Here is a 21,875-nt window from a genome sequence, read left to right on the forward strand (position 1 = left end):
GGATGTCTCCTTAGTGTTTACGCGCGACACGTTCCAGCAATGCCGTCAGCTCTTCGAGCTTAGCAGAGAGTGTCTCAACATCATGTTTAGACGCAATGCCAATCCGATTCAAGGCACTGGCAACACGCGTGTCAAAAGCGCGCTCAACTTTATCCAGTTGAACTTCAACCACGCCTTTGATGCTTGAGACATTACTCTTTACTTGATCAATCTGACTGTTGGCGGCATCAAGTTGTTCAACTACAACTTTTTTGCCTTTACTTTCAACATGTTGAACCGCCATAGCGAGCTCTTTGAAGTAATCGCGGCCTTAGCTGCCGACCTTGGCATAGGCGCCAAGCCCTGCCAGCCAGATCTTTCAAGCATGGCTTTTAACGTCACTCAGGGGGCGGATTGAACGTCGATTTTTTTCTTCAGCATAACCTTGGCCATGGTGCACCTCACTCAAAATGGGCTGGAGCAACGGCCCACAGAAGTTGAGGGCTTGGGCACAACCCAGGCTGAAAAATTAGAATCGGCACCCTAAGCGCACGCCGGTCAGGCCAGTGCCTTATCCAGGGCTTTCTCGATTTCGGACTTGAGGGTGCCACTCATGGCCGACATCAACAGGCCCAATTCAACCTCAATACGCAGTGAGTCTTCGGCGACCAATACCGTGCCCTTAACCCCCGAGCGTTTAAGGTCCAAGGTATCGCCCGACCACGAGGGCTCAAGGCCATATCGTTCCTTGAGTTTGCTCGCCAACTTCTCGGCCTTCGCGCGTGCGCCTGCTTTGCCCAAGGTATGCGCACGTTCAACCGTAATACGCGCCATTACAATGACTCCTCTTTATAGCGACTGGAACACCTGCCATGCGGCAAAAAACCTCGGTGACCGTCTATCTTACCTTCAGCCTTGCCAAGACAAAGCAGGCCTTGGGGATTATCATGTGGCGCATTCTCTTTTGGTGACAGCGATATGACTGATCAGCGCAAAGGCAGCGATGCCGAACCCACCACTCACTTCGGCTTCAAGAACGTTCCGGAAAGCCAGAAAGCGGAAAAAGTCGCTGAGGTGTTTCATTCCGTAGCCGCCAAGTACGACCTGATGAACGACGTGCTGTCGGGCGGCATGCACCGCCTGTGGAAGCGTTTCACTATCGAACTGTCGGGCGTACGCACCGGCAACCGCGTGCTGGATATTGCCGGCGGTACGGGCGATCTGGCCGCCAAGTTTTCCAAACTCGTCGGCCCAACCGGCCAGGTCGTGCTGGCGGACATCAACGGCTCGATGCTCAAGGTCGGCCGCGACCGCCTGCTGGATAAAGGCGTGGCCGGCAATATCGAATTCGTCCAGGCCGACGCTGAAAAGCTGCCGTTCCCGGACAACCATTTTGACTGCGTGACCATCGCCTTCGGCCTGCGCAACGTCACCCACAAAGAGGACGCGATCCGCTCGATGCTGCGCGTGCTCAAGCCGGGTGGCCGCCTGTTGGTACTGGAGTTCTCCAAGCCGACCAACGCGCTGATGTCCAAGGTCTACGACACTTACTCGTTCGCCTTCATGCCGTTGATGGGCAAGCTGATCACCAATGACGCCGAGAGCTACCGCTACCTCGCCGAATCGATCCGCATGCACCCCAACCAGGAAACCTTGAAGTCGATGATGGTAGAGGCCGGTTTTGACCGCGTGACCTACCACAACATGACCTCGGGCATTGTCGCCCTGCACCGCGGCATCAAACCCTGATGCTGTTCGCAGGCCTCCTCGCCAGCGTAGAACACGGCCTCAACCGTGTGCTGCGCCTGGACAGCACCGCCCTGGCGCGGCTGGCGCACTTGAATGGCAAAATCATTGCCGTCGACTGCACAAGCCCCGCCTTGCAGCTGTTTATTCTGCCCAGCGAGGAAGGCCTGCTGCTCGCGACCCAATGGGCCGCCGAGGCCGACTGCACCCTGCGCGCGCCGGCTTCAAGCCTGCTGCACCTGGCGCTGAGCCGCAACAAAACCGCCATCCTGCACAGCCCCGAAGTGGCGCTGGAAGGCGACAGCGCGGTGCTGATGGAATTGGCCGCCGTGCTGCAAGACCTGGAACTGGATTGGGAATACGAGCTGTCGCGCTGGCTCGGCCCCGTGGCCACCCAGCTGATCAGCGGCCACCTGCGCAGCCGCGCGCGCTGGTACCAGCAAGGGTTCGCCAGCCTCAACCAGAACCTCGCCGAATACCTGAGCGAAGAATCGCGCACCCTGGTCGGAGAACGCGAAGCGCAAGCGCGCTTTCGTGAACTCGACAAGGCCAAAATCGACCTGGAACGCCTTGAGGCCCGCTTCGAGCGCTTGAGCCGTTCCCTTGATCCAAGCGATAACGCATGAAGCTGCTCGCCGTCCGCCGTTTGTTTCGTATCCAGCGCGTGGTAATTCGCTACCGCCTTGATGACCTGCTGTTCGCCCTGCCCTTGCCGTGGTTCCTGCTGGCGGTGCGCTATGTGCTGCCGTGGCGCTGGTTGCCGCGCAAAACGCTGACGCTGAGCCGTGGTGCACGCGTGCGCCTGGCGTTGCAGGACCTTGGGCCGATTTTTATCAAGTTCGGCCAGATCCTCTCGACCCGCCGCGACTTGCTGCCCGAAGACATCGCCGACGAGCTGATGCTGTTGCAGGACCGCGTGCCGCCGTTTGACTCGCAGCAGTCGATGAAGCTGATCGAAGAGCAGCTGGGCAAGAAAATCAGCGAAGTGTTCAGCCGTTTCGACGTTGCCCCGCTGGCCTCGGCCTCGGTGGCGCAAGTGCATGCGGCGCAGCTCAAGACCGGCGAAGAAGTGGTGGTGAAGGTGATTCGCCCCGGCCTCAAGCCGATCATCGGCCAGGACCTGGCGTGGCTGTTTATTCTTGCCCGCGCCGCCGAGCGTTTCTCCGCCGACGCGCGCCTGCTGCACCCGGTGGACGTGGTTGCCGACTACGAAAAAACCATCTACGACGAACTCGACCTGCTGCGCGAAGCGGCCAACGCCAGCCAGCTCAAGCGCAACTTTGAAGGCTCGCAATTGCTGTACGTGCCGCAAGTGTATTGGGACTGGTGCCGCCCCAAAGTGCTGGTGATGGAGCGTATCTACGGCGTGCAGGTTACCGACCTCGCGACCCTGGCCGACCAGCGCACCGACATGAAAATGCTTGCCGAACGCGGCGTCGAGATTTTCTTCACCCAAGTGTTCCGCGACAGTTTCTTCCACGCCGACATGCACCCGGGCAACATTTTTGTCAGCACCGTTAACCCGTGGAGCCCGCAGTACATCGCGATCGACTGTGGCATCGTCGGCAGCCTGACCCCGGAAGACCAGGATTACCTGGCACGCAACCTGTTTGCCTTCTTCAAGCGCGACTACCGCCGCGTTGCGCAATTACACATTGATTCGGGTTGGGTGCCGGCTGAAACCAAACTCAACGAATTCGAAGCGGCGATCCGCACCGTGTGCGAGCCGATCTTCGAAAAACCGTTAAAAGATATTTCATTCGGTCAGGTGCTGATGCGCCTGTTCCAGACCGCGCGGCGCTTCAATATGGAAGTGCAGCCGCAGCTGGTTCTGTTGCAAAAAACCCTGCTCAACATCGAAGGCCTGGGCCGCCAGCTGTACCCGGACCTCGACCTGTGGACCACCGCCCAGCCGTTCCTCGAACGCTGGATGCGCGAACGCGTCAGCCCGAAAACCCTGCTGGGCAACCTGCAAAGCCAAGTCGAACAACTGCCGCACCTGGCCAACATGACCCGCGACTTGCTGGAGCGCATGTCCCAGCCGCACGCCAAAGACCCCGCGCCGCCCTGGCAGAAGCGCAAGGACGATTGGTTCCTGCGCCTGCTCGGCGCCGCGCATCTGGTCGGCGGCGTGATGCTGGCCATCGGTGGGCCGCTGAACCAATTGGGCCACTGGCCGGCCGGGATCATGGTCGCCGTGGGTGTTTATCTGATCGTGCGTCGATAGCCGATCCGGTTATACACTGTCGCAAATTGCCGGAGCCGAACATGAAAGACTGGCTGGACGAGATCAAGTGGGACAGTGACGGCCTGGTGCCGGCCATTGCCCAGGACTACAAGACCGGGCGCGTGCTGATGATGGCCTGGATGAACCGCGAGGCCCTGAGCCTCACCGCCACTGAGCAGCGCGCCATTTACTGGTCACGCTCACGTGGCAAACTGTGGCGCAAGGGCGAAGAGTCCGGGCACGTGCAAACCCTGCACGAGATGCGTATCGACTGCGACGCCGATGTGGTGATTCTCAAGGTCGAACAAATCGGCGACATCGCCTGTCACACAGGGCGTCACAGCTGCTTCTACCGCGTGTTCGAGAACGGCGAGTGGAAGGTAGTCGAACCGGTGCTCAAAGACCCGCACGCCATTTATTCGGCAGGACATTGAACATGAGCGATACCCTGAACCGTGTGGCCCAGGTGCTGGAAGACCGCAAGGGCGCGGACGCCGACAGCTCTTATGTCGCCAGCCTGTACCACAAGGGCCTGAACAAAATTCTGGAAAAACTCGGCGAAGAATCCGTCGAAACGATCATCGCCGCCAAAGACGCTCAGATCAGCGGCGACTGCAGCGATGTCATCTACGAAACCGCCGATTTATGGTTCCACAGTCTGGTCATGCTCGCCCAACTGGGGCAGCATCCGCAGGCAGTGCTGGATGAACTGGACCGCCGCTTCGGCTTGTCCGGGCATGCCGAAAAGGCCTCGCGCCCGTCCGCCTGAATAACTTTCACAGAGGAATTGCAGCATGGGCATTTTTGACTGGAAACACTGGATCGTCATTCTGGTGGTGGTTGTTCTGGTGTTCGGCACCAAAAAACTCAAGAACCTCGGCACCGACGTGGGCGAATCGATCAAGGGCTTTCGTAAAGCCATGAACGACGACGAAAAACCCGCCGACCCGGTGGTTAACCCCGTCGTTAACCCGGCGCCGCCGGTGCAGCCAGTGCACCCGCAGGCCACCCAGCCGATCCCCGAGCGTCGCACCTTTGACGTACAGGCTGAAAAAGTCCAAGAGCCGACCCGCAAAGACTCGTGAGCACTGACTAATGTTTGGTATCAGCTTCTCTGAACTGCTGCTTGTCGGCCTCGTCGCCCTGCTGGTGCTGGGGCCGGAACGCCTGCCCGGTGCCGCGCGCACCGCCGGCTTGTGGATCGGGCGCCTGAAACGCAGTTTCAACGCCATCAAGGATGAAGTTGAACGGGAAATCGGCGCCGACGATATTCGCCGCCAGTTGCACAACGAACATATCCTTTCGTTGGAGCAGGAAGCGCGCAAAATTCTGTCCCCGGTGAATGAGCCAGGCAAATCGGCCGCGCCAGTCGCCGAGCACAGCATCGCGCCGCCTCCGGTGGCCGAGGTTTTACCGGTGGCGGAACAGCCGCCGGCACCGCCCGCACCCGCCCCGACAGAGCCAGCGCCGACGCCTATCGCGCCGCCCGCTCCCCATGACCCTACATTGCCGCCGCGAGCCCCATGAGCGCTGATAAACCGGAAAACGACCAGCACATGCCACTGGTCTCGCACCTCACCGAGCTGCGCACTCGCCTGCTGCGCTGTATCGCGGCGATCTTCATCATATTTGCCGGGTTGTTTGCCTTTACCCAGCAGATCTACACCTTCGTCTCCACGCCGCTGCGCCAGTACCTGCCGGCCGGTGCGACGATGATTGCCACCGACGTGTCGTCGCCGTTCCTGACGCCGCTGAAGCTGACGATGATGGTCTCGCTGTTCCTGGCGATCCCGGTGATCCTGCACCAGATCTGGGGTTTTATCGCACCGGGTTTGTACAAGCATGAAAAACGCATCGCCGTGCCATTGCTGGTGTCGAGCATCCTGCTGTTCTACACCGGCATGGCCTTCGCGTACTTCCTGGTGTTCCCGCTGATCTTCAAATTTTTCGCCGCCGCCACCCCGGCCGGCGTGGAAATGATGACCGACATCACCAGCTACCTCGACTTCGTGATGACGTTGTTCTTCGCCTTTGGCGTGGCCTTCGAAATCCCGGTGGCCGTGGTGCTGCTGGTATGGATCGGCGTGGTCGACGTCAAGTACCTGAAAAAAATCCGCCCGTACGTGATCATCGGCTGCTTCGTGGTCGGCATGATCCTTACGCCGCCGGACATCTTCTCGCAGACCCTGCTGGCCGTGCCGATGTGGATGCTGTTCGAGATCGGCATCCTGTTCAGCGGTTTGATCAGCAAGCGTGGCGAACACCCCGATGACCAACCCGCCGATGCCGACCCAGGCCCGGACGACCAGCCGCCAGCGACCCAGCCGTGAACCTGCTGCTGCTTGAGGAGGCCGACTTTATCGCGGCCGACCGGGTGGTTCTGCGTGATCGGCGCCTGGTGCATATGCAGGAAGTTCACCGCGCGGCGGTCGGCGACAGCCTGCGCGTCGGCCGCATTGGCGGGTTGATGGGCACTGCGCAAGTGCTGCGCCTGGAAGCGTCTGAGGCCGAGCTGCAAGTGCGCCTCGACCAGCCGCCGCCGGCCAAGCTCCCGCTGACCCTGCTGCTGGCCCTGCCGCGCCCGAAGATGCTGCGCCGCGTGCTGCAAACCGTGGCGGCGATGGGCGTACCGAAGGTGGTGCTGCTCAACAGCTACCGTGTGGAAAAGAGCTTTTGGCAAACGCCGTTTCTGGAGCCCGAGGCGATCCGCGAGCAACTGATTTTGGGTTTGGAGCAGTCGCGTGACACGCTGCTGCCGGAAATCGTCATCGAAAAACGCTTCAAGCCGTTTGTTGAAGATCGCCTGCCGGCAATGACCGAAGGCACCCTCGGCCTGATCGGCCACCCCGGTGATTACCCGGCTTGCCCGCGTGGGCTGAATGAACCGATCACCCTGGCCATCGGCCCGGAAGGTGGCTGGATTCCCTACGAAGTAGAGTTGCTGGCCAAGGCCGGCATGCAGCCCGTGCAATTGGGCGCGCGCATCCTGCGCGTCGAAACCGCCGTAACCGCCCTGCTCGCCCGCCTGTTCTAACCTGCGGAAGGGAGCTTGCTCCCGATTGCAGTATGCCTGTGCCAGATGTACTGACGACCCGCCGCCATCGGGAGCAAGCCCCCTCCCACAGTTTTGACCAGGTTCAGCCGGCCCACTCTCCAACATGCCGGTGATGGGTTTGGGGCTGGAAACAGATGGCCTGATTAACACAGAACAATTGTGGGAGGGGGCTTGCTCCCGATTGCAGTATGCCTCTGCCAGATGTGCTGACTGACACCCCGCCATCGGGAGCAAGCCCCCTCCCACAGTTTTGACCGAGTTCAGCCAGTCCACTCTCCAAATTGCCGGTGGTAGGTTTGGGGGCTGGAAACAAATGGCCTGATTAACACACAGAACAATTGTGGGAGGGGGCCTGCTCCCGATTGCGGTATGCCTGTGCCAGATGTGCTGACTGACCCGCCGCCATCGGGAGCAAGCCCCCTCCCACAGTTTTGGCCGAGTTCAGCCAGCCCACTCTCCAAAATGCCAGTGATGGGTTTGGGGGCTGGAAACAAATGGCCTGATTAACACACAGAACAATTGTGGGAGGGGGCTTGCTCCCGATTGCAGTATGCCTGTGCCAGATGTGCTGACTGACACCCCGCCATCGGGAGCAAGCCCCCTCCCACAGTTTTGGCCGAGTTCAGCCAGCCCACTCTCCAAAATGCCGGTGATGGGTTTGGGGCTGGAAACAGATGGACTGATTAACACACAGAACAATTGTGGGAGGGGGCTTGCTCCCGATTGCAGTATACCTGTGCCAGATGTGCTGACTGACACCCCGCCATCGGGAGCAAGCCCCCTCCCACAGTTTTGACCGAGTTCAGCCAGTTCACTGTCCTGAATGCCGGTGATCGGTTTGGGGGTTGGAAACAGATGGCTTGATTAACACACAGAACAATTGTGGGAGGGGGCTTGCTCCCGATGGCGGTATGCCTGTGCCAGATGTGCTGACTGACACCCCGCCATCGGGAGCAAGCCCCCTCCCACAGTTTTGACCAGGTTCAGCCAGTTCACTGTCCTGCATGCCGGTGATGGGTTTGGGGCTGGAAACAGATGGCGGGGATACAGCGCAGCTACAGAATTGTGTATCCAGGCCGATAACCCTGAAATAAGTCCAAGCGTTGTATCAGGGAGGTTGCAGCATGTATCGTCGGTTAGCCGAAAAGCTGGGGAATGTCAGTGTCAAAACCAAGCTGGGTGTAGGCTTTGGCCTGGTTTTGATCCTCACGCTTATGATCACTTTCACCGGCTGGGCCGGGTTAGGCAATGTGACAAGTCGCGGTGACAAACTGGGCTATATCTCAAGCCTGACTGAACTGACCAAAGACCTGCGCCTGGCTCGCCTGGACTACGAAATGCGCCGCGGCGAACAAGGCCCAGCCGCCGTCAACGAGCTGGTGAGCAAGCTTGAAAGCAGCCTCAAAACCGCCGACGACCTGATCGATCAGCCAATCGACAACTTGCTGGTCGACCAACAACTGGTCGCGATTGATCAATACAAAGCCGCGTTCAGCGAGATGGTCCAGGCTGGCGCCAACCGTGAAAACGCCCGCAGCAAGCTGGGCGATACCGCCGACAATGCGGTGCTCAAGGTCGGCGAAGTTGAAAAAGCCTTGCTGCAGGGTGACAGCGTCACCCAGTTCAACAGCGTGGTCGACCTGAGCAAGCTGATCCAGCAAGCGCGGTTTCAAGTGCGCGGTTACACCTACAGCGGCAAGCTCGAAGCGCAAAAGCCGGCGCTGGACGCCATCGATAACGCCCTGACAAAAATCAGCGCGCTTGACGGCCAACTGCCCGAGCAATACGCCACCAATTTGCAGCAGGCCAGCGTTTCCCTACAAGCCTACCGCGCAGCCGTCAGCCAATTCGGCGACTCCCAGGTCGCCAACCTCGCGGCCACAAAAAAGATGGCCGAGCAAGGCGACATCCTGATCGACCGCAGCAAAAAACTCACCCTTTCGCAAACGCTCGTACGCGATGTGGATGTCGCGCACGCCAAGCAACTGCTGCTATTGGCCAGCGCACTGGCGCTGATCTTCGGCTTGGTGGCCGCTATGGCCATCACCCGTCAGATCACCCTGCCGCTGAATCAAACCCTGCTGGTGGCCGAACGCGTGGCCTCCGGCGACTTGAGCCAAAACCTGACCTCCACACGTCAGGATGAACTGGGCCAGTTGCAACGCGCCATGCAAAGCATGACGGTGGGCCTGCGCGAGTTGATCGGCGGCATCAGCGACGGCGTCACCCAGATCGCCAGCGCCGCCGAACAGCTGTCAGCGGTCACCGAACAGACCAGCGCCGGGGTCAACAGCCAGAAGATCGAGACCGACCAGGTCGCCACCGCGATGAATGAAATGACCGCGACCGTGCAGGAGGTGGCGCGTAACGCCGAGGAAGCGTCCGAAGCCGCCGTGGCCGCAGACCAACAAGCCCGCGAAGGCGACAAGGTGGTGGGTGAGGCCATCGCTCAGATCGAACGCCTGGCCACCGAAGTCGGCAACTCGACCGAAGCCATGGGCCACTTGCAGCGCGAAAGCGACAAGATCGGCAGCGTGCTCGACGTGATCAAGTCGGTTGCCCAGCAAACCAACTTGCTGGCGCTTAACGCGGCGATTGAAGCGGCGCGTGCCGGTGAGGCCGGGCGTGGTTTTGCGGTGGTGGCTGACGAGGTGCGCAGCCTCGCCCAGCGCACGCAGAAGTCCACCGAAGAGATCGAAGAGTTGATCGTCGGCCTGCAAAGCGGCACTCACAAAGTGGCGACGATCATGGACAACAGCCGTGGCCTCACTGAAAGCAGCGTCGAACTGACCCGCCGCGCGGGTCAGGCGCTGACTAACATCACCCGCACGGTCTCGGCGATCCAGGCGATGAACTCGCAGATCGCCACCGCCGCTGAGGAGCAAACCGCTGTGGCCGAGGAGATCAACCGCAGCGTGCTGAACGTGCGTGATGTGTCTGAACAGACCTCTTCGGCCAGTGAAGAAACTGCCGCGTCCAGTGCAGAACTGGCGCGCTTGGGCATCTACTTGCAGACGCTCGTAGGCCGCTTCCGTATCTGAATGCCCCTGCGGCGGCCAATCCAGGCCGCCGCACCGCGCAACTTGTGAAATTTCCTACGCAGTTATCAGCCCGCCATTGCCCCAAATCGAATTAGCGTTTCATCAGAAGCGCTCTCTCTGATTTGGAGGTTCACCATGTTTCGGCTGACCGGTTTTCTGGCCAACGCCAGCGTCCACCTCAAACTCGCCGTGGGTTTCGCCCAAGTGCTGATCTTGAGCTTCATGATCGCAGCAACAGGCTGGCACGCTTTAAACGCTGCTCTGTATCGTTCCAGCAGCCTCACCACCCTCGGGCAGTTGGCGGTCGACGCAGAGACCCTGCGCGCCGACCGCATTGTGTACCGCACCCTCACAGACGCCGACAGTCTGGGCAAAATGTCGGCGCAAATCAAAAAGATCGACCAGCACCTGGCTGACCTTTCAACGAGATTGATCGACCCGGCCGACCTGCAGAAACTTCAACAGGCGACGCGCCAGGTGGAGGGCTTCAAGGCCGCGCTGGCGGCACTGCCGCCGCTGGTCGAACAACGCGAGAGCCTGCGCCCTGCGCTCAAGCGCACCGCGCTGCAGGCCAGCGACACCCTCGCGCAATTCGCCAGCGACTTACCCGATCAACAAGATGAAGCAGCCCTCGACGCCATTGAGCATCTGCGCCAAACCATGGAGCAGGCAGAGGATCGCGCTCAAAGCCCGGCCTGGGCCGCCGAATCGCTGGCGAGTTATACCGATGCCGTCGCCAAGGCGCTCGACGCGCTGCAGGTGGCGCAAACCACGGTGACCGCGCTGCCGGTGGACGCGGCGCAGCTCAACACCGACCAGGCAAGTTATCGCGAGCAATTGGTCAAGCTCAAGGATGCCCAGTTCAAGACCGAAACCGTGCAAAACCTGTTTGAACAACAGCTCAATGGATTACGCGAGCAAAGCGCTTTGCTGAGCCAGAGCCAGAACGCCAAGCGTGACAGCGAAGCGGATCAAACCCGCACTTTATTGATCAGCGTGACGGCGGCCGCGTTGTTGTTGGGCGTGCTGGCCGCGTGGTGGATCGCCCGGCAGATTGCCCTGCCGCTGCGAGAAGTACTCAGCGCCGCCCATCGTATTGCCGACGGCGACCTGAGCCACGACACACAGGTGAGTCGCCGTGATGAACTCGGCCAGTTGCAACAAAGCATCGGGCAAATGACACGTAACCTGCGCAGTTTGATCAGCGGCATTGGCGACAGCGCCCGACAGATCACCAGCGCGGCCGGGCAATTGGCGACGATCACCGAGCAGACCCGCGCTGGCATCAACAACCAGAAAGAGGAGACCGACCAGGTTGCTACGGCGATGAACCAAATGCTCGCCACCGCCCAGGAGGTCGCCCGGCACGCCGAACAGGCATCGGTGGCGGCGGATGAGGCGGATCAACAGGCAACCGTCGGCGACAAGGTCGTCGCGCAGGCGATCGATAAGATCGGCCACCTGGCCCATGAAATGACGCGCTCCAGCCAAGCGATGATCGCGCTGCAGCACGAGAGCCAAAAGATCAGCGGCGTGCTCGACGTGATCAAATCAGTGTCGCAGCAGACCAACCTGCTGGCCCTCAACGCCGCCATTGAAGCGGCGCGCGCCGGCCCGGCAGGTGAAGGTTTTGCGGTGGTTGCCGATGAAGTGCGCAGCCTGGCCCGGCGCACACAAGAGGCGGCCGAAGAAATCGAAGGGCTGATTCTGGGGCTGCAGACCGGCACCCAGCAGGTCGCAGACATCATGGACGGCAGCCGCGCCCTGACCGATTACAGCGTCGACCTGAGCCGCGATGCAGGTGATGCACTGACCGCGATTATCCGCACCGTATCGATCATCCAGGAAATGAACCCACAGATTGCGGCAGCCGCAGAGCAGCAAAGCGCGGTGGCCGAAGAGATTAATCGCAGCGTGCTAAAGGTGCGGGATGTGTCGGAACAAACCGCCGCCGCCAGCGAAGAAACGGCAACGGCCAGCGTGCAATTGGCGCGGCTGAGCCTGGACTTGCAGACGTTGGTCGGCAAGTTCAGGCTCTAGCGCAGAGCAGGCACGCTTTACAGCACTTGGCGCAGGAAGGCTTGGGCTCTCGGGTCTTTGGGGGCGTCGAAAAACGCCGCCGGGGAGGCGTCTTCCAGCAACTTGCCATGATCAAAGAACAGCACGCGGTCGGCTACTTCGCGGGCAAAGCCCATTTCGTGGGTGACGCAGACCATGGTCATGCCTTCCAGGGCCAGGGTCTTCATCACGTCGAGTACTTCGCCGACCATTTCCGGGTCGAGGGCCGAGGTCGGCTCGTCAAACAGCATCACCTTGGGTTCCATGGCCAACGCGCGGGCGATCGCCACGCGTTGTTGCTGACCACCGGAAAGCCGCGAGGGAAACTCGTTGGCCTTTTGTGCAATACCGACCTTTTCCAGCAACGCCAGCGCCTTGGCTTCACGCTCTTTTTTGCCGCGCTTGCGCACGACTTTTTGCGCCAGGCAGAGGTTTTCCAGCACGGTCATGTGCGGGAACAAATTGAAGTGCTGGAACACCATGCCGACTTCGCGGCGGTAGGCGTTCACGTCGGTTTTCGGGTCGGCCAACTGCAGGCCGTCGATGCTGACCGAGCCTGCGTCGAATTCTTCCAAGCCGTTAAGGCAGCGCAGAAAGGTGGATTTACCCGACCCCGATGGGCCGATCACCACCAGCACTTCACCCTTGGCGACGTGTGTGCTGACGTGGTCTACCGCGCGCACCACGTGGCCACGCGTGTCGAAGACTTTTACCAGGTCGCGAACTTCAATCACTTTGCGCAAGCCTCCGCTCAAGCCGGCTGGCCATTTTTGACAGCGGCAGGTTGATCAGCAGGTAAAGGCCTGCCACACAAAACAGGATTTCAAACGGCGAAAACGAGGTGGTGATCACTTCGCGGCCACTTTTGAGCAGTTCGGTAATCGCGATGACCGACACCAGGGACGTGTCTTTGACCAAGCTGATAAATTGCCCGGCCAGCGGCGGCAACACGCGTTTGAAGGCTTGTGGCAACACCACGTGACGCATCGACTGGCCGGCACTCAGGCCCAGCGAGCGTGCGGCCTCGTTCTGGCCGCGGGTGATGGATTGCACACCCGCGCGCACGATTTCCGCCACGTAGGCGCCGGTGAACAGCGACAAGGCGGCGACCCCGGCGAACTCCCGCGACAGGTTAAGGACCGTGCCGATGAAGAAGTAGAAGATGAAGATCTGCACCAATAGCGGCGTACCGCGCACCAGCTCGACGTAGATCGTCGACAGATCGCGCAAGGTCGGGTTGCTCGACAAACGGCACAACCCCGTCGCCAAGCCAATCGCCAAGCCCAGCACGCCGGAGACCACCGACAGCCATAACGTGGTCCACAAACCCCACATCAGCGGGCCGAGCGCCCAATGTCGGGTGACTCCCACCACATCACCTTCGGCCACGTCATCGCCACGCGCCACTTGCAGGCTATTGCTGGCCACGCTCAGCGTTTGCTCTGCGCCGGCGTCGTTGCGCAGGGTGACGTCGGCGACGTCGCCTTTGCGCACCAACTCAATCACGGTGGAAATGTCGGCGGCGCGCTGGGACTCTTCAGCCTGGTAGGCGAAGTATTGCGGCACGCGGTTCCAGCGCCATTCGTAGGCCATCAGCGAGGTGGCGTAGTACAACGCACCCGCCAGGCCAACCAACACAACCACGGTCAGCAGGTGCCAGGGCCACTGGGCTTTTTTCTGTTTCATTACTCAACATCCAAAAAGGGCGGGCGCTCACTCGCAGTAGCTTGAGTTTATTCCATGTCCTTGAGCCACTCGGCGCTCTTGAACCACTTGTCATGGATGCGATCGTAGGTGCCGTCGTTGCGAATCTGGTGCAAAAAGTTGTTGATGTAGTTGAGGCTGTCGTAATCGCCTTTCTTCAAGCCGAACGCCAACGGTTCAAACGTGAAGGGTTCGTCCAGAAACACCAGCTTGCCAAGGCCGACTTTTTTCTCGGCAACCACGTTGTACGGCGCGTCGTACACAAAGGCATCAGCCTTACCGTTAACCACGTCGAGCACGCCTTCCTGCTCGTTGTCATAGCCGTGGTACTTGGCCTTGGAGATCAGCTTTTTGGCGACCATTTCACCGGTGGTGCCAAGCTTGGAGGTCAGGCGATATTTCTCGTCATTGAGGTCTTTGTAGGACTTGATGGTGCCTTCAAGGTCTTTGCGAATCAGCAGGGTCTGGCCAACCACGATGAACGGTTCGCTGAAGTTCAGGCGCAGGTTGCGTTCCTGGGTCAGGGTCATGCCGCTGCCGATCATGTCGAACTTGCCGGTCAGGAAGGCCGGGATGATGCCGTCATAACCGGTGGACACCAGCTCCAGCTTGACGCCCATCGACTTGGCCATGGCCTTGAGGATGTCGACTTCGAAACCGATGATTTCACCACGCTTGTCGGTCATTTCGAACGGCATGTAGGTCGGGTCCATGCCGACTTTCAACGTGCCACGCTTGACCGCGTCATCGATGGCGCCAGCGTGGGAAGCCGTTGCGGCAACCAGCGCGGCAAGGCCGAGCATCAGCGTCGAAAGATACTTTTTCATCATCAAGTCCCCTGAACGATTCTTGTAAGGTCGGCGCGCAAAAGGGCTGCACCAATTCGGGGTGCGATGCTAACCCACTCGATGCCCGTCACAAAGGTTTCACGGGTAAATGTTAACGGCGCGTGTCGGAAAAGCCCCACAACGGTGCAGAACAGCGCAGGCGGCAGACACTTCAGCGCAAGGAATCGGTAATTGATTGATGTGTAAGTAGTTATGACGGCCAGTCGATCTCCGCCATCCAGGCGGTGTCGTTAAACCATTTGTCGTGCAGGCGATCGTAGGTCCCGTCCTGCGCCACCTGGTTGAGGAAATGATTGATCCAGTTAAGGCTGTCGTAATCGCCTTTTTTCAGGCCGAACGCCAGCGGCTCAAAGGTAAACGGCTGCTCAAGTGACAACAGTGAGCGGTTTTCCGGCCGGGTCATGGCGATCAGGTTGTAGGGCGCATCGTTAACAAATGCATCCGCCTTGCCTTCCGCCACCTGCCGCACGGCCTCATCTGCGGTGGCGAAACTGCTCAACTGAGCCGCCCCGAGAAAACGTTTGGCTGCGGCTTCCCCGGTGGTGCCCTCGGCGGCCGCGATCCGGTAGCCCGCATCGTCGAGGTCTTCGATACTGAAAATTTTGCCGGCAAGGCTGGGATGCAGCAGCACGGTTTGGCCGACCACGATAAAGGAGTCGCTGAAGTTCAGTTGCAGATTGCGCGCCTGCGTGACCGTCATGCCGCTGCCGATCAGGTCGAATTTTTTCTCGATCAACCCCGGCAGCAATTCGCTGTAGGGCACCGCGACCAGTTCAAGCTTGACGCCCAAGGCACGGCTCATCGCCTGCAGCAAATCGATCTCGAAGCCGACGATGCGCCCCTGCTTGTCGGTCATCTCAAAGGGCACATAGGTGGGCGTGGTGCCGACTTTCAGCACACCTCGTCGAACGGCGTCATCCAGCGCGCCGGCACTCAGCCAACCTGCATAACCCAATGCTACAAGGCCGATAAGCCATACCGAACAATACCTTTTGATCATGAATAACCCCCGTGGCAAATCAGTTTTCGGGGGGCGATGCTAACCCAGTCACAGGCACGGCAATACGCTTCGCACAAAGGTCTTTTGTGTCGAAATAACAAGGGCTTGGTAATCAAGGGAAGAGGTGCAAAACGCTGTAGGACCAGCGCTTGAAACACCCCCGAGGTGAACCCTCGGGGGCGTCTGAATCAGGCCGGTTGGGCCTGCGATGACAGCGGTTGCAGCGGCAGCAAAGGCGCGTGCGGATCGGCCTTGACCGATGCGCGCCAAGCGTCGAGCCACTCAGCATGCCCCTCGCTCCACACCTGTTCGTGCAGACGGGCGAGTGCCACCGGGTCGCTGAGCAACGCCACGCGTTCGCCGTTGTTGAGGCCGGCAGGGCCGACTTTCAACGCGTGACGAACACGCTCGATGCGCAGGAACTCGATGGGCTCTGCTTCGCGGTGACGCGAGGTCGCCAGGGCACATGCCAGCGCGTTCTGCTGCGGGTCGACCACCGAACGCACAAACCCGTCATGCAAGGCATGCCAGCGGTTTTCGTGGGTGTATTTCTCTGTCGAGAGCAAGGCTTGCGGCGGATTGTATTCCTCAGGAATCAGGAACAGGCTCTCGTCGCGGGACTTGAGGCCGAGGTTGACCCGGCTGGAAATCACCGACACCGGGATCGACAGCATCAACGAACCGACGATCGGCACCAGCCACCACAGGAAGCTCGGGTTCAACCACACCACCAGCAGCGCCCAGAAGAAGCCGAGCAAGGTCTGCGTGCCGTGGCGCTTGATCGCCTCGCCCCACGGCGTGGAGTCGTCGTCACGCTGCGGCGAGTTCCAGGTCGCGGCCCAGCCGAGGAACGCGGCCAGTACGAAACGCGTGTGGAAGATCATGCGCACCGGCGCCAGCAGCATGGAGAAAAGCATCTCCAGCAGCATCGACAGCGTTACCTTGAACTTGCCACCGAACTCTTTCGCGCCCTTGGCCCAGATCAGGATGATGCTCAGCAACTTGGGCAGGAACAGCAGCACGATGGTGGTGGAGAACAACGCCACCGCCTTGTCCGGGTGCCATTGTGGCCACAGCGGGTACAACTGGCGCGGGGCCATGAAGTACTGCGGTTCCATCAACGTGTTCACCGCCAGCAAGGCCGTGGACAACACCAGGAACAGGAACCACAACGGCGCCGACAGGTAGGACATCACGCCGGTCAGGAACACCGCACGGTGCACCGGGTGCATGCCCTTGACCAGGAACAGGCGGAAGTTCATCAGGTTGCCGTGGCACCAGCGACGGTCACGCTTGAGTTCGTCCAACAGGTTCGGCGGCAGTTCTTCGTAACTGCCCGGCAGGTCGTAGGCAATCCACACGCCCCAGCCGGCACGGCGCATCAGCGCTGCTTCAACGAAGTCGTGGGACAGAATCGAACCGGCAAACGCGCCTTTACCCGGCAACGGCGCCAGGGCGCAGTGCTCGATAAACGGCTTCATGCGGATGATCGCGTTGTGGCCCCAGTAGTGGGATTCACCCAACTGCCAGAAGTGCAGGCCGGCAGTGAACAGCGGGCCGTAAACACGGGTAGCAAACTGCTGCATGCGCGCATACAAAGTGTCCATGCCCGACGCCCGTGGCGCGGTCTGGATAATCCCCGCATCCGGTGTGGCTTCCATCAAGCGCACCAGGCTGGTCAAGCATTCGCCGCTCATTACGCTGTCGGCGTCGAGCACCACCATGTACTTGTATTCACCGCCCCAACGACGGCAGAAGTCGTCGAGGTTGCCGCTTTTACGTTTGACGCGACGGCGACGGCGGCGATAGAAGAGCTTGCCGAAACCACCGGCTTCGCGGCACACGTCAAGCCAGGCTTGCTGTTCGGCGATGCAGATGTCGGCGTCATTGCTGTCGCTGAGTACGAAGAAATCGAAGCGGTCGAGGTCGCCTGTGGCGGCCACCGACTCGAACGTGGCGCGCAAACCGGCAAATACCCGTGGCACGTCTTCGTTGCAGATCGGCATCACCAGTGCGGTGCGCGCGTCTTTCGGGATCGGCTCGTCACCGGCACTTTTACCGGAAATACGGTATTTATCGTGCCCTGTGAGCAACTCCAGGAAGCCCATCAGCGCGGTCCAGAAACCGGCCGACACCCAGCAGAACAAGATCCCGAACATGATCAGGATGCTGGTTTGCAACGCGTAAGGCAGCACTTGGGTGGCGGTTTGCAGCAGCGTCTGGTTGCGGATCTCGTCGAAGTCGACCAGCGACCAACCCTGGTACGGCATGATGCCTTTCATGTACCAGCCGGCGACGATGGTTTGGCCGAGCATCAGCACCAAGAGGATGTAGCGACGAATCGACCCCACGGTGCGCCAGCGCGCGGCCGGCAACACACGTTCATCCTTCGGCGGAGCCGGCGGGTTGGTGCGACCGGTCATCCGGCGCCAACCGCGCACCAGAATGTTGGTGCGCCAAGGCTCTGGCACTACTTTAGTCCGACGGATCGGCGGCGTGGCCTTCAGGCAAACCCGGCCACTGGCGTCGAGCCCGAGCATTTCGGCTTCTTGCAGCTCTTCGGCGCTGTTGAGGGTCAGCCGACGGCCGACCGACGCTTGGGCAGCGTCGGTCGGGGCGTCGAAGGTTTTTGACGACAAACGTTCGTGCAGCTCACTGAAAGAGCTGCAGCCCGCCAGTTCGGCGCGCTGCTCTGCAGTCATCGGGAGGTGCGCCAGGTACTCGGACAGAGTCTCTGGCGTGGCTTGAGAATTACTCATCGGCAGGCAACTGATAGCTCCAGGTTTCGGTCAGGACGTGTTCTGTCTTGGCCGGCTCCGGGTTAGAGAGTGGCGTGGCCGGGGCAGCTTCTGGCTGCTTGGCGTCCTTATCTTCCTTGTCTTTCGCGTCTTTTGCGTCCTTCGCGTCTTTCTTGGCCTGCTTCTCGTGCTGCTTGGCCAAAACCTTGTCGGCCTTGAGCACTTGGGTCGAAACAGCCTCAGGTTCTGGCTCCGGGATGTCCTCGACCAGCGCCGCGCGCATTTCGGTCGGCTTGCCTGCGTCCTTGATTTTCATGCGCAGGGTCAAGCGCCAGCCTTTGGTGTGCTCGTTGTAACGCACGCTGTTTTCAACCACTTCAGCGTTGTCACCGACACTCACCTGAGCGCGCACCGGGGCGTCTGCCGGCAGGTTCTTGAGGGACGGGCCTTCAAAGTCCACCAGGTACGCCACGCTGCCGTCCGGCTGACGGATCAGGTTGGATTGCTTCACATCACCGGTGGAACGCAGGGTCTGCTTGACCCACGCGCTGTCAGCCGGGTGCAGGGCTTTCTCGTCCATGGTCCAGTGCAGGCGGTAGCTGATGTCCAGCGGCTCGCCGACTTTTGGCAACTCGGCCGGGCTCCAGAACGCAACGATGTTGTCGTTGGTTTCATCGGCGGTCGGAATCTCTACCAGGTCGACGGAACCCTTGCCCCAGTCACCTTCAGGCTCGATCCAGGCGCTTGGGCGCTTGTCGTAGTTGTCGTCGAGGTCTTCGTAGTGGCTGAAGTCACGGCCACGTTGCAGCAGGCCGAACCCGCGCGGGTTCTCGACGCTGAAGTTGCTGACCGACAGGTGTTTTGGATTGTTCAGTGGGCGCCAGATCCACTCGCCGTTACCGGCATGAATCGACAGGCCGCTGGAATCGTGCAGCTCACGACGGTAGTTGAGCACTTTCGACGGCTGGTTCGCGCCGAACAGGAACATGCTGGTCAACGGCGCAACGCCGAGTTTGGTGACCTTGTCGCGCAGGAACATCTGCGACTTGACGTCGACGATGGTGTCGGTGCCAGGGCGCAGCGTCAGGCGGTAGGCGCCGGTAGCGCGTGGCGAGTCCAGCAGGGCAAAGATCACCAGCTGTTTTTCACCCGGTTTTGGACGTTCGATCCAGAACTCGGTGAAACGCGGGAATTCTTCGCCGGACGGCAACGCAGTGTCGATCGCCATGCCACGCGCGGACAGGCCATAAGCCTGGCCTTTACCAACGACGCGGAAGTAGCTGGCGCCGAGCATGGTCATGATTTCGTCTTGTTTGTCGTCTTTGTTGATCGGGTAGAGCACACGGAAACCGGCATAACCCAGTTGTTCGGTGGCTTTTGGATCAAATTTCACGTCGCCGAAATCGAAACGCGTCGGGTCGTACTTGATCTCATGCACGCTGTCGGCAGTCACTTCGTTGATTTTCACCGGCGTATCAAAGTGCATACCCTGGTGATAGAAGGACAGCTTGAACGGCGTGTTCTGATCGGCCCACTCGGCTTTTTCGTTACGGAAGCGAATTTTCTGATAATCGGCGAATTTCATTTCGCGAAATTCGTTCGGCAGATTGCTGCGCGGTGCTTCGTATTTTTGCCCGGCCAGCTCTTTAGCTTTGGCCGACACATCATCCAGACTGAATGCCCACAGTTGACCCGCGCCGAACAGGCAAAACAGGGCAGAGCCCGTTACCAGTGCGTTTCGTAACCGTTTGGCAGACAATTTTGGTGCATTACAGGGACTAACAATCACGAGCAACCCTCGCCGAAAACGAATCAAAAAACCAACGGCCAGCTATCTATATGCCAGGTTGGCGAGCATTGTTCCGACTCCCTTGGGTGAAAATGATTCCCCAATGAACGTCGGACAAGTCTCTACCTAAGTCAAAAATGGACCAAACAACGCTGATCCCCGTAGCGCGCGATTATCTAGTAGCCCGCGGTACAACGCATCAGGGACAACGAAGTATTTGTAGCGAAACCGTACGTTTTTAGGCATTAAAGTCGTTTTTGAACCATTCATGTCTGTATGAGGAATGTCACAGGGCCATCATTGACCAAATGCACCTGCATATCCGCGCCAAAACGCCCTGAAGCCACCTTGCCATGCAATTGTTGCGCTTGTAACAACAAGTGATCAAAAAGCGCTGCCCCGACGGCCGGAGGCGCCGCCGTGGAGAAGCTCGGCCGCAACCCGCTTTTGGTATCCGCCGCCAGAGTGAACTGCGAGACCAGCAGCAAACCGCCGCCGACGTCCTTCAACGACAGGTTCATCTTGCCTTCGTCGTCGCTGAACACCCGATAGTTAAGCAGCTTGTGCAACAGTTTGTCGGCGCTCTCTTGCGTATCTAAAGGCTCAACGGCCACCAGCACCAGCAAACCCTGATCAATCGCCCCTACAATTTCGCCCGCGACCTCGACTCGGGCGCCACTCACCCGTTGCAACAGGCCCTTCATGCTTCTTCTGGTGGCAGATCAAGCAGGCGCCGTGCCATCTCGCCGGTTGCGCGCACCAAAGCATCGGTAATGCCGGGCTCGGACGCGGCATGGCCGGCTTCGCGAATCACTTGCAACTCACTGTTGGGCCACGCCTGGTGCAGGTCCCAGGCATTGTCCAGCGTGCAGATCATATCGTAGCGGCCATGGATGATTACGCCAGGCAGATGAGCGATCTTGTGCATGTCGCGAATCAGCTGGTTGGGCTCCAGGAAGGAGTTATTGGTGAAGTAGTGGCATTCAATACGCGCAATGGACAGCGCACGCTGCGGCTCGGAAAACCGCTCAACGTGCTGCGGGCTCGGGCACAGGCCCAACATGCGCCCTTCCCAGCCGGACCAGGCTTTGGCCGCGTGCATCTGGGCGATCTGGTCGTTGCCGGTCAGGCGTTTGTGGTAAGCGGCGACCATGTCGTGGCGCTCATCGGCCGGGATCGGCGCAATGTAGTCCTGCCAGTAATCCGGAAACAGGCGGCTGGCGCCCTCCTGGTAGAACCAGCGAATATCCTGCGGGCGCGCCAGGAAAATGCCGCGCACGATCAGGCCGTGTACGCGCTCGGGGTGGGTTTGCGCATAGGCCAGCGCCAGGGTCGAGCCCCAGGAACCGCCGAACAGCACCCATTTATCGATACCCAAGTGTTCGCGGATACGCTCAAGGTCTGCGACCAGGTCCCACGTGGTGTTGTTTTCCAGGCTGGCGCGAGGCGTGGAGCGACCGCAACCGCGTTGGTCGAAGGTAACGATTCGGTACAGGTTTGGATCGAAGTAGCAGCGGCTTTGGGCGTCGCAACCCGAGCCAGGGCCACCATGGATAAATACGACGGGCAAGCCTTCGGGGGAGCCGCTTTCATCGACGTACAGCGTGTGGGTGTCATCGACTGCCAGATCGTGGCGGGCATAGGGTTTGATCTGCGGGTACCAAGTCTGCATTGCGCGCTCCGTAGGGTG

The 21,875-nt window shown here is 60.0% G+C and carries 20 protein-coding genes and 2 pseudogenes; 12 read left to right on the top strand and 10 right to left on the bottom strand.

Annotation, left to right across the window (positions count from 1 at the left end; all coding sequences use genetic code 11):
* Positions 1-10 precede the first annotated feature (10 nt).
* Both AO240_RS27525 and AO240_RS27530 read right to left on the bottom strand, forming a co-directional pair.
* A pseudogene (locus AO240_RS27525) lies at positions 11-432 on the bottom strand (phasin family protein).
* A 105-nt stretch (positions 433-537) separates the two neighbouring features.
* Positions 538-813: a polyhydroxyalkanoic acid system family protein gene (locus AO240_RS27530; RefSeq protein WP_099240898.1), complete on the bottom strand. Its 276-nt coding sequence runs from the start codon at positions 811-813 to the stop codon at positions 538-540.
* A gap of 144 nt (positions 814-957) precedes the next feature.
* On the opposite strand from AO240_RS27530, the gene ubiE reads away from it, so the two are divergent.
* The 12 genes and pseudogenes from ubiE (at position 958) to AO240_RS27585 (ending at position 12,088) form a co-directional block, all read left to right on the top strand.
* Positions 958-1,728: a bifunctional demethylmenaquinone methyltransferase/2-methoxy-6-polyprenyl-1,4-benzoquinol methylase UbiE gene (ubiE, locus tag AO240_RS27535; protein WP_058411836.1), complete on the top strand. Its 771-nt coding sequence runs from the start codon at positions 958-960 to the stop codon at positions 1,726-1,728.
* Positions 1,728-2,351: an SCP2 domain-containing protein gene (locus AO240_RS27540; RefSeq protein ID WP_099240900.1), complete on the top strand. Its 624-nt coding sequence runs from the start codon at positions 1,728-1,730 to the stop codon at positions 2,349-2,351. The genes ubiE and AO240_RS27540 overlap by 1 nt, the downstream gene beginning before the upstream one ends.
* Positions 2,348-3,952, top strand: a complete 1,605-nt coding sequence (ubiB, locus tag AO240_RS27545) for a ubiquinone biosynthesis regulatory protein kinase UbiB (protein WP_099240903.1) — start codon at positions 2,348-2,350, stop codon at positions 3,950-3,952. The genes AO240_RS27540 and ubiB overlap by 4 nt, the downstream gene beginning before the upstream one ends.
* A 41-nt stretch (positions 3,953-3,993) precedes the next feature.
* Positions 3,994-4,386, top strand: coding sequence for a phosphoribosyl-AMP cyclohydrolase (gene hisI / locus AO240_RS27550; RefSeq protein WP_012721796.1), 393 nt, complete (start codon positions 3,994-3,996; stop codon positions 4,384-4,386).
* A 2-nt stretch (positions 4,387-4,388) separates the two neighbouring features.
* Entirely contained in the window at positions 4,389-4,721 is a 333-nt protein-coding gene (locus tag AO240_RS27555) for a phosphoribosyl-ATP diphosphatase (RefSeq protein WP_003209299.1), read from the top strand.
* Between the two features lie 25 nt (positions 4,722-4,746).
* Positions 4,747-5,037 (top strand): twin-arginine translocase TatA/TatE family subunit, encoded by a 291-nt coding sequence (locus AO240_RS27560; RefSeq protein ID WP_058411839.1) that lies wholly within the window; start codon positions 4,747-4,749, stop codon positions 5,035-5,037.
* Positions 5,038-5,047: 10 nt separating this feature from the next.
* Positions 5,048-5,479 carry a Sec-independent protein translocase protein TatB gene (gene tatB / locus AO240_RS27565; RefSeq protein ID WP_099240905.1) on the top strand — a complete coding sequence of 144 codons (432 nt, stop codon included), beginning with the start codon at positions 5,048-5,050 and terminating at the stop codon, positions 5,477-5,479.
* Positions 5,476-6,282 carry a twin-arginine translocase subunit TatC gene (tatC, locus tag AO240_RS27570; RefSeq protein WP_099240907.1) on the top strand — a complete coding sequence of 269 codons (807 nt, stop codon included), beginning with the start codon at positions 5,476-5,478 and terminating at the stop codon, positions 6,280-6,282. The genes tatB and tatC overlap by 4 nt, the downstream gene beginning before the upstream one ends.
* Positions 6,279-6,986, top strand: coding sequence for a 16S rRNA (uracil(1498)-N(3))-methyltransferase (locus AO240_RS27575; protein ID WP_099240909.1), 708 nt, complete (start codon positions 6,279-6,281; stop codon positions 6,984-6,986). Before tatC ends, AO240_RS27575 begins: the two co-directional genes overlap by 4 nt.
* Positions 6,987-8,221: 1,235 nt before the next feature.
* Positions 8,222-9,190, top strand: a pseudogene (locus AO240_RS29470) (methyl-accepting chemotaxis protein); the annotation flags it as partial.
* A gap of 144 nt (positions 9,191-9,334) precedes the next feature.
* A complete protein-coding gene (locus AO240_RS29475) occupies positions 9,335-10,048 on the top strand; it encodes a methyl-accepting chemotaxis protein (RefSeq protein ID WP_371918684.1) in 714 nt (237 codons plus the stop codon).
* A 135-nt stretch (positions 10,049-10,183) separates the two neighbouring features.
* A complete protein-coding gene (locus AO240_RS27585) occupies positions 10,184-12,088 on the top strand; it encodes a methyl-accepting chemotaxis protein (protein ID WP_099240913.1) in 1,905 nt (634 codons plus the stop codon).
* 17 nt (positions 12,089-12,105) lie between these two features.
* On the opposite strand, the gene AO240_RS27590 is transcribed toward AO240_RS27585, so the two are convergent.
* The 8 genes from AO240_RS27590 to pip all read right to left on the bottom strand — a co-directional run bounded on the left by AO240_RS27590 (position 12,106) and on the right by pip (position 21,857).
* Positions 12,106-12,840, bottom strand: coding sequence for an amino acid ABC transporter ATP-binding protein (locus AO240_RS27590; protein ID WP_099241080.1), 735 nt, complete (start codon positions 12,838-12,840; stop codon positions 12,106-12,108).
* Complete coding sequence (locus AO240_RS27595; RefSeq protein ID WP_099240915.1) at positions 12,833-13,792, bottom strand: amino acid ABC transporter permease; 960 nt, start codon at positions 13,790-13,792, stop codon at positions 12,833-12,835. The genes AO240_RS27590 and AO240_RS27595 overlap by 8 nt, the downstream gene beginning before the upstream one ends.
* A gap of 47 nt (positions 13,793-13,839) precedes the next feature.
* Positions 13,840-14,637, bottom strand: coding sequence for a transporter substrate-binding domain-containing protein (locus AO240_RS27600; protein WP_099240917.1), 798 nt, complete (start codon positions 14,635-14,637; stop codon positions 13,840-13,842).
* A 211-nt stretch (positions 14,638-14,848) separates the two neighbouring features.
* Entirely contained in the window at positions 14,849-15,658 is an 810-nt protein-coding gene (locus tag AO240_RS27605; protein ID WP_099240919.1) for a transporter substrate-binding domain-containing protein, read from the bottom strand.
* Positions 15,659-15,846: 188 nt separating this feature from the next.
* The gene (gene mdoH, locus AO240_RS27610; protein WP_099240921.1) at positions 15,847-18,417 is read right to left on the bottom strand and encodes a glucans biosynthesis glucosyltransferase MdoH; all 2,571 of its coding nucleotides are present in this window, start codon (positions 18,415-18,417) and stop codon (positions 15,847-15,849) included.
* Positions 18,410-20,185, bottom strand: a complete 1,776-nt coding sequence (locus AO240_RS27615; RefSeq protein ID WP_058411861.1) for a glucan biosynthesis protein G — start codon at positions 20,183-20,185, stop codon at positions 18,410-18,412. Before AO240_RS27615 ends, mdoH begins: the two co-directional genes overlap by 8 nt.
* A gap of 266 nt (positions 20,186-20,451) precedes the next feature.
* Complete coding sequence (dtd, locus tag AO240_RS27620) at positions 20,452-20,889, bottom strand: D-aminoacyl-tRNA deacylase (protein ID WP_099240923.1); 438 nt, start codon at positions 20,887-20,889, stop codon at positions 20,452-20,454.
* Positions 20,886-21,857, bottom strand: a complete 972-nt coding sequence (pip, locus tag AO240_RS27625; protein WP_058411849.1) for a prolyl aminopeptidase — start codon at positions 21,855-21,857, stop codon at positions 20,886-20,888. Before pip ends, dtd begins: the two co-directional genes overlap by 4 nt.
* Between the last annotated feature and the right edge of the window lie 18 nt (positions 21,858-21,875).

Origin of the sequence: Pseudomonas sp. ICMP 460 (assembly GCF_002723595.1) — a bacterium.
In the GTDB taxonomy this organism is placed as follows: Bacteria; Pseudomonadota; Gammaproteobacteria; order Pseudomonadales; family Pseudomonadaceae; genus Aquipseudomonas; species Aquipseudomonas kitaguniensis.